The sequence below is a fragment of the Methanosarcina acetivorans C2A genome, from assembly GCF_000007345.1.
Lineage (GTDB): Archaea > Halobacteriota > Methanosarcinia > Methanosarcinales > Methanosarcinaceae > Methanosarcina > Methanosarcina acetivorans.
The window spans coordinates 4,930,162-4,943,096 of the sequence record NC_003552.1; the positions used below are offsets into that span (position 1 = coordinate 4,930,162).

The 12,935-nt window shown below is 41.2% G+C and carries 11 protein-coding genes; 5 read left to right on the forward strand and 6 right to left on the reverse strand.

The features are described from left to right. Positions 1 to 41 precede the first annotated feature (41 nt). On the forward strand, positions 42 to 914 hold the full coding sequence (locus tag MA_RS20960; protein ID WP_011023911.1) for a nicotianamine synthase family protein: 873 nt from the start codon (positions 42 to 44) through the stop codon (positions 912 to 914). Further along, a complete protein-coding gene (locus MA_RS20965; protein WP_011023912.1) occupies positions 907 to 1,728 on the forward strand; it encodes a nicotianamine synthase family protein in 822 nt (273 codons plus the stop codon). Before MA_RS20960 ends, MA_RS20965 begins: the two co-directional genes overlap by 8 nt. A 73-nt stretch (positions 1,729 to 1,801) precedes the next feature. Here MA_RS20965 and cbiQ (MA_RS20970) read toward each other — a convergent pair whose 3' ends face one another. The 6 genes from cbiQ (MA_RS20970) to MA_RS27615 form a co-directional block, all read right to left on the reverse strand. Continuing rightward, the gene (gene cbiQ, locus MA_RS20970; protein ID WP_011023913.1) at positions 1,802 to 2,608 is read right to left on the reverse strand and encodes a cobalt ECF transporter T component CbiQ; all 807 of its coding nucleotides are present in this window, start codon (positions 2,606 to 2,608) and stop codon (positions 1,802 to 1,804) included. A 35-nt stretch (positions 2,609 to 2,643) separates the two neighbouring features. Then, on the reverse strand, positions 2,644 to 3,624 hold the full coding sequence (locus MA_RS20975) for an ATP-binding cassette domain-containing protein (RefSeq protein ID WP_011023914.1): 981 nt from the start codon (positions 3,622 to 3,624) through the stop codon (positions 2,644 to 2,646). A gap of 311 nt (positions 3,625 to 3,935) precedes the next feature. Beyond that, positions 3,936 to 4,766: an energy-coupling factor ABC transporter ATP-binding protein gene (locus MA_RS20985; RefSeq protein WP_011023915.1), complete on the reverse strand. Its 831-nt coding sequence runs from the start codon at positions 4,764 to 4,766 to the stop codon at positions 3,936 to 3,938. A gap of 6 nt (positions 4,767 to 4,772) precedes the next feature. Then, the gene (cbiQ, locus tag MA_RS20990; RefSeq protein WP_011023916.1) at positions 4,773 to 5,708 is read right to left on the reverse strand and encodes a cobalt ECF transporter T component CbiQ; all 936 of its coding nucleotides are present in this window, start codon (positions 5,706 to 5,708) and stop codon (positions 4,773 to 4,775) included. 39 nt (positions 5,709 to 5,747) lie between these two features. Continuing rightward, positions 5,748 to 6,743, reverse strand: coding sequence for a cobalt transporter CbiM (cbiM, locus tag MA_RS20995; RefSeq protein WP_011023917.1), 996 nt, complete (start codon positions 6,741 to 6,743; stop codon positions 5,748 to 5,750). Positions 6,744 to 7,370: 627 nt separating this feature from the next. Next, the gene (locus MA_RS27615) at positions 7,371 to 7,535 is read right to left on the reverse strand and encodes a hypothetical protein (protein WP_157860365.1); all 165 of its coding nucleotides are present in this window, start codon (positions 7,533 to 7,535) and stop codon (positions 7,371 to 7,373) included. A 779-nt stretch (positions 7,536 to 8,314) separates the two neighbouring features. Between MA_RS27615 and MA_RS21010 the strand changes: the two genes are divergently transcribed. From MA_RS21010 to MA_RS21020, 3 genes are all read left to right on the forward strand, one after another. Beyond that, positions 8,315 to 10,504 (forward strand): MEDS domain-containing protein, encoded by a 2,190-nt coding sequence (locus MA_RS21010; RefSeq protein WP_011023920.1) that lies wholly within the window; start codon positions 8,315 to 8,317, stop codon positions 10,502 to 10,504. 451 nt (positions 10,505 to 10,955) lie between these two features. Further along, positions 10,956 to 12,053 carry a DNA polymerase IV gene (dinB, locus tag MA_RS21015; RefSeq protein WP_048066563.1) on the forward strand — a complete coding sequence of 366 codons (1,098 nt, stop codon included), beginning with the start codon at positions 10,956 to 10,958 and terminating at the stop codon, positions 12,051 to 12,053. A 480-nt stretch (positions 12,054 to 12,533) separates the two neighbouring features. Then, complete coding sequence (locus MA_RS21020) at positions 12,534 to 12,788, forward strand: protease inhibitor I42 family protein (protein WP_011023922.1); 255 nt, start codon at positions 12,534 to 12,536, stop codon at positions 12,786 to 12,788. Positions 12,789 to 12,935: the final 147 nt, after the last annotated feature.

The following is a 12,935-nucleotide window of genomic DNA, read 5'->3' on the forward strand; positions in this document are numbered from 1 at the left end:
TTAGATGTATAATAAAGGGGAGATAAAGAGGCATAGATCTCATGAACAGCTTACTGAACGTTGAAAGCAACTCTTATTCAGCCCTATTCCGGGAATATGAGCCGCAATTATACAACATAAGATCACACATACTGCATTTTTACGATAATATTAAAGACCGCGATTTAAGCACAATTGCGGAATCAAACCTGGAAGAGCTTTATGAGATATTCTCCGAGCTCGATGAACTGGGGCATCTGGATGTTGACAGCACGATGTGTGAGTTTGTGCTTCATGACCCGGCAATCAGGGCCTTACTTCCTGCAGTCCATTCCAGTTACAGCAGTTATTTTAGCCTTCATGAGATCCAGCTTGCACGAAAAATTCTTAACTATGAAAACCCCTGGGAAGTGCTCGAATCCTTTCCCCTGTATCCGAGATATGAAAATCTGATCAATGTCCATTTTCAGAATTCTTCCCACGCTAAAGTTCTGGTTTTTATAGGCTGCGGACCTCTTCCTATTACCCTGCTACTATTCAGTAAATTGTACGGCATTCGCTGCATCGGCATAGACATAGACCCTGAAGCAGTAGCTCTGGCAAAAAGCTGTGTAAAACACTTTGGCCTTGAAAAAGATATCAGTATTATTGAAGGGAATGAGAATATGCTTTCGGAACTCGAATGGGACGCTGTGCTCGTAGCAGCTCTTGCTGAACCGAAGCCGCGCATTTTCCAGAATCTCCATACAATAATCAAAAAGAAAAAATCCGAGAATGGTAAGCCTATTTCCGTGTGTTACCGTAACTATACGGGCATGAGGCAGCTGTTCTACTGGCCTGTCCTTCCGGAGCATACCCGGGGTTTTCGGAAAATAAACGAAATACGCCCTTCCTGCGGAGTAAACAACACCCTGGTCTTCCTGGAGTGTGAATAACATTCAAAAAATAGAGGATGCTTTCTTAGTTGCCGAGCTCCGGCAGATTTCTGCTGTGGTAAAGGGCCCTGGAGAGGAGGAGATTCTGCAAAGTTCCTCGGGCAAACTGCATGCCCTATTTAAAAGGCTGGACGAACTCGCAGCCCTGGAAGTAGATGAAAAGTCTATTGATGCAATCCTTAAAAGCCCGACTTTTAATGCTCTGATTGATTCGATTTCCCGTTTCCGGTTTTTATACAATCTGAAACTTGAAAACGAAAAAGCAAAAAACCTTCTTGAGAGTTCGGATCCATGGGAAACCCTCCGGAATTTTACATATTATCCGAACTACCTGCAGCTTGCAAGGACCGAATATACAGGTTCCGGCCTAAAACCCGGAGACTGTGTTCTTTTTCTTGGCAGTGGCCCTCTTCCTCTGAGCCTGATAGTGCTCTGCCACGAATACGACCTTTTCGGAATCGGGATTGAACAGGACGAAAAAAGGGCAAATCTTTCGAGAGAGGTGATTGCCTGTATCGGGCTTTCCGAAAGAATCAAAATAATAGAAGGAAATCACTTCAACCTGCCCCTTGGAACCAGATGCGATCTTTATATGGTCGCTGCCCAAGCTGAACCCAAAAAGGAGGTGTTCGAACACCTGGCAAAAATCCTTCCCGGAGGAACTAAGGTTTCCTACCGCCTCTACGAAAAAGGGCTCCGAAGAATTCTGGACGGAAATTCCCTTTTCGAGCTGCCTTCAGGTTTTGAAGAATATCTCAGGGTTCAGCCGGAACCTCCAATTAATAATACGGTTGTATTTCTGAAAAGAAGATGAAAAACTTCTTGAGATTTGCAGAAAAGAGGTTCAAAACTATGTAACTCAGTTCTCTTTTCAGTCAACCGATCATTCAGGTAAAAAGATGGGCATATATTATGCAAGTCGCACCCAGGAACAGAAAAAAAACATCCGGAGTCCTGATTTTTGTCCTGTAATAAGTTGTTTCGTACCCGCTCCCGTAGCCTCTGCAAAGCATACTGATATAGGTCCTTTCTCCCTGCTCGTAGGAGCGTATGAAAATTGCGCTAATGCTGTTTCCTATCTGCTCGATGATCCATTTACGTGGGACATCTTTGTTCCATATATTGAAGAGCCTGGTCTGCTGCGCAATCCGTATTCTTTTGAGGACAGCCCAAAACACAAAGAGATAACGCACCATCATACTCAGGAGCAGAGTAAATTCCCTTGGGATACCTATTCTTTCTGCTGCTACAACCATATCTCTCAGTCGCGTAGTGGAAGATAGCAAGACGATGGCTGTTATGCAGACCAGAAATTTTGCAAGCAGTGAGCTCCCGAAGGCGAGTCCCTCATAGGTTATACTTAGCCCAAAAGGCAGATCGAGAGGATAAGGAGTATAAGTTTCCATAAAGGAAGGTCTCAGGAAAGGCTGGATAAGAGCAATTCCCAGTCCGAAAGGCAAAATCGCAAGAATGCGAAGGAGAAAATATCTTAAATCCAGCCCAGAAGCAAGCACAAGGAGCAGTAAATAAGCCTCGATTACAAGAAGACGAACCATATTTTTTTCGTGAATCCTTGGCAGGCTTACTACATAAACGATTACAACAAGCGTAAAGAGCAATTTTACCCTTGGATCAAGACGATGTATGGGGCTGTTCTTATATGATTCGCGTTCGATATCCGTAAGGGTTACCATTAAACGTTCTCCTGTTTAAAAAATCTTCCCGGCTTTCATCCCATCCTGAACGTTTGAAATCTGGAATCCATTACCCTCAGGATTTCATCCCTTGCCTTTTCGGCTGTTATCTTTATGTTAATATCGACCCCTTCCTGCTGGAGCATTTCAAATATCTCGGCAATTCTTGGAAGCCTGAGGTGAGCTTTTCTGAGGAGTTCGGGATCGCTAAAAATTTCCTCAGGGATTCCGTCAGCCTCAAGTTTTCCATGATGGAGGACAAAAACCCTTTCAGCAAAATAGGGGACAACATCCACATCATGGGTAGAAAGAAGCAGGGTAATACCAAGTTCCTTATTCATTTTCATGATCAATTCAAGAAAGCGAGCAGAACTTAAAGGGTCAAGCCCTGCTGTCGGTTCGTCAAGCACAATGACCTCCGGGCGCATGGCAAGGATACCTGCGATTGCAACAAGTTTCTTCTGTCCTCCGCTCAGATGGTGTGGGGCTCTCTCTTCAAAACCCTCAAGTCCCACCATCTTCAGGGCTTCCTTTACCCTCTTTTCTACTTCTTCACTGGATAGACCCATATTGATTGGTCCAAATGCTATATCTTCTTCAACGCTCGGAGCAAGCACCTGATCATCAGGATCCTGAAAAACTATCCCTACAGTCTCCCTGCACATCCGGACATTCTTTTTAGTTATCTTTTCTCCTTTTACCAGGACTTCTCCGGAAAGAGGCTTCAGGATTCCATTAAGGTGTTTAAAGAGAGTGGACTTTCCTGCTCCGTTAGCTCCAAGGACTGCAACTCTTTCCCCTTTGTATACTTTCAGGTTAATTTCTTCCAGGGTGTTTGCATCAAGATGTGGATACCTGTGGCAGAGATTTTTAACTTCAAGGATAGGGATGCCACTTCTTTCTACGGCATTGGCTGCCTTTTCCGAGCCTGGCTCTATACTTCCATGCCGGTCGCTATCCTCTGCCGGAACATCCTGGGCATTTCCGTAGCTTGATGAAAGAGTCGATATGGTCATGTTTGATTACATCCTGTTAAGGGTAGCTGTTGACTGTTATAAAAATCGTGCTACCTTTATATATACGATGGTATTGTTGACAGCTGGTTCAGAGTGGACTCTGTTATATTCTTCAAACCTTCTGGAGAAATTGGGAGATAATTCCAAAAGAGAATTTCTGTCTAATAACTTTCTGAGCCCTTTTTCATAGGCGCGGTAGGAGTTTTTGGTCCCTGCAGGCAGTACCTTTGCCAAGTGATGAAATATCTTCGTTTTTGGTCCGGCTTAAGCGGCTATCATGACAATATCACATCCACTTTCAGAGGTAAAACTCAATTTTTATGCTCGTGCGCATGCTCTTTATCATGGGCGTGTAGATGCTCATGCACAAGCTTGCCGTGCATGTGCATGTGTTCATGGATCAGATTTGTGGAAAGGAGAAGGTTCAGGTCGTTGAGCACCTTTTCTACATCCCCGTCCACCACAATTCTATGATCTTCGCCCATGACTATGGCTCTTTTGCTGATCTGCTCTACAAGTTCCAGGTCATGAGTGGCAATAATTATTGTTTTTCCCATGCTTCCCAGTTCCTGTAACAGCTCCGTCAGCCATAACTGGGTTCTCGGATCCAATCCGGCAGTAGGCTCGTCCAGCAAAAGGACATCAGGATTTGTAGCTAGAACAGTGGCAATGCATAGTTTTTTCTTTTCCCCGCCGCTCAGAGTATGAGGCGATCGATCTTTAAGCTTTGTCAATTCCATCATCTCCAGGACTTCCAGTACTCTGGTTTTGACTTCTTCAGGGGTTATATTGAGCTGCAGGGGTCCAAAGGCTACCTCCTCAAAAACTGTAGGTGAGAAGAGCTGCACATCTGAGTTCTGAAAGAGAAAGCCAACTTTTGTCCGGAAATAGGATCTGAATTCATTATCTTTAATTGTATCGAAAACCTCTTCGACTATCTTATTATCGAAAGCGTAGAATTCTCCAACTGTAGGATAAATGAGCCCGTCAAGGAGAGATAGCAGAGTCGATTTGCCGCTTCCGTTTGAGCCAATTATGGATATCTGCTCTCCGGGGTCCACTTTAAAGCTGATATCTTTTAAGACAGTTATCTCTCCTACATATGAATATGATATATTCTTTAAGTCAAAGATTGTTCCCATATCATATCACCTGATGGTGTTCTGTGAGATCAACACCAGGACTGCGCTCAGGGATATTGCGATTGCACCTGCTATATAATCTCGCTTATGCATCTTGAACTCCTGCATTGTCTTAAAATCCCCGTTGAAGCCCCTGGATATCATGGCCATATGAACTTTTTCGCTTATATCCAGAGATCTCATCAGTGTATATCCTATGCGTCCCCCAACCCATTTCTGCTCCTCAAACATGCTTCGAGACTTTATGGTCCTGGCTCTCTTTGCAATGTACATATCGCGGACCAGACTGGTTAGTAAGAAAATATACCTGTAGGTCATACCTAGCGTGAGAACATAGATCTTCGGAACGCCAACACTGCGTACTGACTTAAAGAGCATTTGCTGAGGTGTGGTAAGAAAGAGCAGAACTATGGCAGAAACACACGTTGCAACACGCATGATAAATATACTTGCTGCATAGACTCCCTGTCTGGTAATGTATATATTTTCCGGCAACAGAAACGGCCCCATGTGGACACCGGGTCCCAGATATATCAATTGAATAAGTGGATCACCCGGAAAGAAGATGTTGAAAATCATGGGAAAGACAATGATTGCTGAAAAGATGGGAATGAAGAGCCAGACCCGTTTGATGAAAAACTTGATTTCAATCTTGCTGAGGTATGCAGTTAGTAATGAAAAAACATAGATAAATATCAGCGCTCTCAGATCCGCTAATAAGGCCGTTGCGAATATCACGGCCATGATGGAAATCAGCTTGACCCTGGGATCCAGACTCTGAAGCAAACCTTTGCGCCTTGAATAGCTTTCCGTAACAAAAGAAGTCTCTATGAACTCAAAAATTTCTTTAATTGTCCTGCCTATGAAGCTCTTCTTGCCGTGATAAATAGCAGGGCACTTGCAAAATCCTACATTTACTTCTTTCATCCAGTTCGGGACCATGGAACCTCCGATAAAAACAAAAAATGAACCATTCAGCTGTTAGTCCTTGACTATCCTCCTGCCAATGAAGTACAAGATGCCCATGCATAACAGTACCCCTACTATGGCTGCTATGACGTATCCGATAGCCGGATGGAGACTGGAAAGGCTGTAGTCTAAAAATGGCGCATTCCAGATACCTGAAAGTTTTTCCAGGCCCGGTGGCACAAAGCCAATCCTAGCTTTGAGCTCTTCTGGCGCCCATTCGCCATATGCAGTGCCTGCCACAAGCAGACCTAAAGGCGTCAGGATTATCAACAATATCAGGCCAACAGTCAAGTTTCTCAAAAGCTTGCCTTTCTTCGATATTTCTTGAGGCTTAGTTTTTTCTGCATAAAATATGGATGGATCTGCTCTCTGGATATAGGCGAATATCAATGCCGAAACCAATGCCTCAAGAATACTGAATAGAAATGCATGTTCCAAAAACATCGCTGGAACGGTCACACTCAGTGGATATGGCATATAAAGAGGTAAACCGCTTTCGTTTTTATATAAAATAGGCTGTAATCCAAGAACAAGTCCGATCAGTGTAGCTGAGACAGTGATAGCTAACCAGGCCCCGATGGCTATGGCTATTACTCTTCGTGAGGATTTGATGTCTGTGGATCCGCTAATAAATTTGTAGGTATAGTAACCGATAAAAGGCATAAGAACTGCCATGAAGAAACAGTTTGCAGCATAAGCGGTGAGCCCCCCATCTCCGAACATCAGCGCTTGCAGCGCCAGGGCTATAGATATGGCTATAACTGCAGCCCACGGCCCTATAACGACGGCAATTACAGTTCCCCCTACCGCATGGCCACTGCTTCCACCAGGTACAGGTATATTGAACATCATAATTACAAAGGTGAATGCAGACGCTAGAGCAAGCAGTGGAACTCTTCTCGATCCAAGATTCCTCATTTTCCTTCCCGCGTAAGCCCAAATCGGAATCATGATGATCCAGAACGAGATAAACGTACTTGGCCCTAAATAACCATCTGGAATATGCATAAAATCCCCACAGGACGTTAACAATTTATTTTGTGTATAATCATATCTTTTCATATAAAAGTAATGTTCATACATATTTTTTAACAATAATTTTTTTATAATTGTTATTAATGGTTATATGGTCTACTAATGATCAAATAGACTGCAATCGTAACCTATAAAGTTACTTAAAACTCAGGATAATCGCCTACCTGAACTTAAGAGAATATTGCCTATAATCTAACTATTGCCTATAATCTAACTATTGCCTATCAATCTAACAGTGGAGTTCAAATTGGTTTCAGACCCACGATTAAGATGATTTCTCTTTGGGATTAACTATTGAGATCCACCAAAGCAAAGATTAAGACAGATAAGGAAAGATCTCATTTTTCAGGAAATTCCTCAAATATAATAAGAATTATTTGTCAATTAGTGTTATTTTATCTAATTTATTGTTAGGAAAGTATTTAATACCTCACAACTATGTAACTATAGCCGAATGAAATCAAAGTTTTAATAGTTTAGTTGAAAAAGATAATCGTTTGGTTGAAAAGGATAGTGAAAGTTATGGAAGAAAAAGAAACGCATATACACATACACAAACCTGAGGAACAAACACCTGAGGAAGCACACGTACATATTCATTTACATGTGCATGAATACAAACATACACATGAACATGAACATGAAGGGGAGACTCACACACACGAGCATCTGCATAGGATCGAACACGAGCATGAGCATGAGCACGGACATGAGCATGAACACAAAGAATAAGGATAGATAATATACCATTCTGTCTTCAGTCATGCATAGCTGCTGGACTGGGCCAATAACTACTTTTTTAAGGATTTCATAGTATGGGGGCTGCCTGAAAAAGGCAACTAACCTTCTTATTTATTGGAGACTGAACTAAAGAAACTTTTTATGGGAAAAGAGATGAGCTCTGACTGAAAATAGGATCTTTTTTGCTTTCTTTCCTCGAGAAGAAACCTGATTTTATGGTTAAAAATATGGATATATTAAAGAAAGCATTTAAGAGCAATAGAATAACATGAATAAGTATATTTGTGTTACTTCACATATATAAAAGAAGATTCAAATTCTGTTTGTTAATTGAATTTGAATATTGTGTCGGGTTTGTGCAGTTAAATTAGTGCGAACTTGAAGTGATTTAAAACATATTTAGAGAGTTACAAATTATAAAAATGGGAGGAGTTATGCCTTTAAACCTGTCAAAATATACCGCCCTCAACTACGTAAATTTTCTTGTTGATGCATTTGCCGTTCTTAGCTTTACAGAAGCTGATCGCTGTTATTCATCTGTAGTAAATACTGACCTCTGCTATTCATCTGTAGCGAATACTCCGTCTTACGATCGTTTTATTCATCTTCTTCAAAAGCAATATTCAGATATAGAATTTTTAAGGGGAGAAGTAAACAAATCATAGTTCAAAAGTAGGACATAAATTTACATAGTTACAGTAAAAGTATATATCGACCAAGATATGACTTAAATTTATTGTAACACAAAAGATGTAAAAAAAGATTCTCCGGGTCTGTAACTACATGGGGACTAAGTTGGGGAGATGTGGATGGGAACGAAAATCAGGAGTTCTGGTATCAATATTATTGGAGATATACCCTGGGGAACCCACTTGTGCCAGTTCTACCAAACCAAGGAAGATTTGATGGATATACTTGTTCCCTATTTTAAAGCAGGGCTGAAAGATCACGAATTCTGTATCTGGATTACCTCACAACCTTCAGATGTAGAAGAGGCGAAAGAAGCTTTGAGAAAGTCCATTCCTGATATTGATATTTATCTGGAAAAAGGGCAAATTGAAATTATTTCCTATATGCATTGGAATTCTAAAGGAAGCAAAGAAGGTATTTTTGATCCGGAAAGACTGATAAATAGGTGGATCGAAAAACTTAACAATGCTCTGGCCGACGGCTATGACGGTTTAAGGTTGACAGAAAATATTTCCTGGTTAGAAAAAGAAAACCGGAGTGATTTCCTTAAGTTTGAGGAAAAAATTGATAGTGTCATAGGAAATCACCGGATAGCAGCTCTGTTCACTTATTCTCTTGACATGTTCGACACAATCGAGATAATTGACATTGTCGCAAATCATCGATTCTCTTTGATCAAAAGAAAGGGAGCATGGCAACAGATAGAAAGTCACAAACACAAGAAAGTAGAAGAAAGTCACAAACACAAGAAAGTAGAAAATACAGCTATTCGGTCTGTACAGGGCCCAGAAGTTAGATCAAAGGAAGCATACGATCACCTAGAAGAACTTGTTAAAGAAAGAACAATCCAGCTTAAAAAAGCTTACATCCAGTTGAAAGAAAGTGAAAAAGATCTCGCCGAAGCTCAAAAAATGGCTCATATCGGGAGCTGGAAATGGGATATTGTAACTGATGAACTGTATTGGTCTGATGAAGTTTATCACATCTTTGGATTTAATCCTCACGAGTTCAGAGAAACTTTCGATATATTTTTTGATCACATACATCCTGACGATCGAGACTTTGTGAATACGGCAATTAAAAAAGCGTTGGATGGTGAACAATTTAATAATAATTTCAGAGTTATCTCGGCTGATGGGGAAGAGCGTATAGTCCATGCACAAGGAGAAGTTATTTTTAATGAGAAAAATGCTCCTATTCGAATGAGAGGAACACTCCAGGACATTACGGAGCGAATCAAAATCGAAGACTTGCTCATGTTAAGCGAGGAAAAATACCATTCTTTCATACGGAATTTTACAGGGATTGCTTTTCAGCAAGATAAGGATTTCAACCTTGAATTTGTAAAAGGGAGTGTAGAAGAGATTACCGGGTACAGCGAAGAAGAGTTAATGTCCAAAAAGCAGTGGAAAAAGCTTGTTGAGAAGGAAGACCTGCCTTTATTCCTTAAAAAAGAAAAAGAGGTCAAAAATGCTCCCTCTCCGTATTATGGAAAACTCAGCTACAGAATAAGATGCAAGGACGGAAAAATAAAATGGGTGCATGAAGTATATCAAAAAATTCCGGGCAAGGATGGAAAATTTGATAGTTACCAGAGCACAGTATCCGACGTTACTGAGAGAATAAAGGCAAAAGAAGCCCTGGTAAAAATTGAGGATGCCAGGAAAAAAGAAATTCATCACAGAATTAAAAATAACTTGCAGGTAATCTCTTCTCTTCTTGATCTTCAGGCCGAAAAGTTCAGTCATAGAGAAGCTGTTCCTACTCTGGAGATTCTCGAAGCTTTCAAGGAAAGTCAGAACCGAGTAATTTCAATGTCCCTAATTCATGAAGAACTCTATAAAGGAGAAGGAACTGATACACTGAACTTTTCTGTGTACCTCCGAAAGTTAGCTGAAAACCTTTTCCAGACTTACAGTCTTTGTAGCAAAAATATCCGACTGTATATGGACCTGGAAGAAAATACGTTCTTTAATATTGATGTTGCTGTCCCGTTAGGAATAATTGTTAACGAACTCGTTTCCAACTCCCTCAAGCATGCATTCGCTGAAAATAAGGAAGGGGAAATTCAAATCAAGCTTTGCAGGGAAGAATCGGATTGTGAAATGAGCAAATCCCTTTTCAGTCTGATAATTTCAGATAATGGAAAAGGAATTCCTGAAAATGTAGAGTTGGGGAGTGTTGATTCACTCGGACTGCAGCTGGTAAGTATTCTTGTTAACCAGGTGGATGGAAAAATTGAGCTTAAAAAGGCACAGGGAACGGAATTCAGAATTATATTTAGTATAACGGAAAGATCATAGGCCTGGACAAAAAGGTACCGATGTCATCAAAAAGCCTGGAAGAGTAAACCCGGAATTCATGCCCAAAGCCCGATAAAAAAGGTACCAGTTTTATCAAAAAAGAATTATTCTAAATGATTGAATATTGATCAAAATCAAATGAAATCAGCATATTATTTAATTTTTACAGGCTAAAACATATTAAAGCCAGGATTTTACAGATTACATTAATTGATGAAATCAATTGATACAGTAATTTATCACAAACACACATTGTGTAGACAAAATGTATTTAGAAAGAACACTGATTTAAACTTTACTTAGTGACTAAAAGGTAATGCTTCAATATTTCATTTTGTTGCTTAAGCTTGATGTTTTTGATATATTCTAAGTTTTACGTCATTGCCTGTACTTTTCCTGTTCCAGAGCTTAAGAGATAAATATACAAATCTTCCCCGCATCTTTTACTGTGATGCAGCGGGTAATTATTCATGTAGACATGGACTATTTTTATGCAGCCATAGAGGAACGGGAAAAACCCGAACTCCTCGGGAAAGCCGTTGTGGTCTGCATGCTTTCCGGGCGAAGCGAACTCAGCGGATCGGTAAGCACATGCAATTACATTGCTCGAGAGTTTGGAATAAGGTCGGGAATGCCCTGTTCAAGGGCAAAGAAACTTAACCCTGAAGCCGTTTTCCTGCCGGTCAGGAAGGAGTTTTACACTTCGGTTTCGGACAGGATCATGGAAATCCTTCGCAGCTATGCAGATCCCGGAGAAAATGGAGATTCCTTTGAACAGATAAGTGTTGATGAAGCTTTCCTTGAAATTACCTACAGGGCAGGAGGAGACTTTAACCTGGCTTTTGAGCTGGGGATGCAGATAAAGAAGGAAATAAAAGAAAAAGAAAACCTGACCTGCTCTATAGGAATAGGTCCTAACAAACTGATTGCCAAGATGGCTTCTTCCGCAAAAAAACCTGATGGGATTACGGTAGTGAGCCCGGAAAACCAGGAAGCCTTTCTCTGGCCCCTGAAGGTATCCAAACTCTGGGGGATAGGGGATGTAACTGCAAAAAAATTGCAGGAAATGGACATAGTTACGGTAAAGGACTTAGCGGAACATGATGTTATCGAACTTATTTCCACTTTTGGGAAATCCCGGGGCACGTGGCTTAAGCAGGCTGCCTCAGGAATAGATGACTCTCCCCTTAAGGAAAGAGAAGGCTCGGAACAGATAGGGAGGATTGCAACTCTGCCTGAGGATACGCTGGACCAGGAGCTTATCCTTTCGCTGCTGGAGAAGCTTGCAGGAGACGTTATTGAAAAACTGGACTCAAGGGAGCTCTCCTTCAGGGTTGTAACCGTTACGGTCATAAACTCAAATTTCAGGACGTATACGAAGAGCCGTACCCTCAATCATCCGGTTTCTTCAAAGGAAACCTTGCTTGAAGCTGCCCGTGAAATCCTTAGCGAGTTCCTTTCGGAAAGCAAAACCGAATTCCGGCGTGTGGGAGTAAGGGTAGGGGGGCTTCAGAAAAAAAAAGGTCAGACAAGCCTTTTTGATTATTAATTCCGAATGCTGCTTTGTACATATTTTTGGGGATACCCCTGTATCACTGCCTGTATATATCTGGATTCTATGTTTTCTCTATCAACCGTACAGTTCCAGAGAGTTACGTTTACTCCGTTGGGCCCATAGAGGCGTCTAGTAATCTACATTATTTATATTATTATTTAGTATATAAACAGCCTTTGCCTCAGTCAAAAAGATTTAACCCGTTTAGTTCTCATTATTGTTAACCCGGAAGAGAATTATTTCATAAAATTTATCATAGAAGAAATGTAATAATAATATAGGAATTATTCCGAAATTACTTCCAGAACCTGAATTTCTATCCCATTTTTTAAGCCAGCTATTTTTAATGTAGATCAGCTCTGCATGCGCATTTCTTCAAAATGGCACTTGATTTGGAATGCGCTAAAATGGCGAAAATTTTAAAGTTGGGAAGAGAGGAAGGAGGCTGCATAAGGACGGTCAGGAGAGGGAAATATGATTAAAAAACCGTTTACAATCCAGTTTCCGGAAAATCCGGTCAGCGGATTCAGCTGGGACATCGCAACCAGTAACGGCTTACAGATAATGAGGGACAGGTTCGTCCCCGAAGATGAGGAACAGACAGGTAGTGGGGGATACCGTATATGGGATATTCGGGTAACTTCTCAGGGTAGTCAAAAGATAACAGGTACATACCGGAGGGGCAATCAGATAGCAAGTTGCTTTGAGATCAATATTGATGCCGAATAATACTATATACAGGCCACGGAGCCTGAGGTCCAGGCAAGGTAACCTTCTCTGGTTTTAATCCCATCCGCCCTACCTTGCCGAGGGGCTACCTTACATTTCATCTGCTTTTTTCCCGAATTGCGCCTCGCCCGAGTTTCGCCGCCCGAA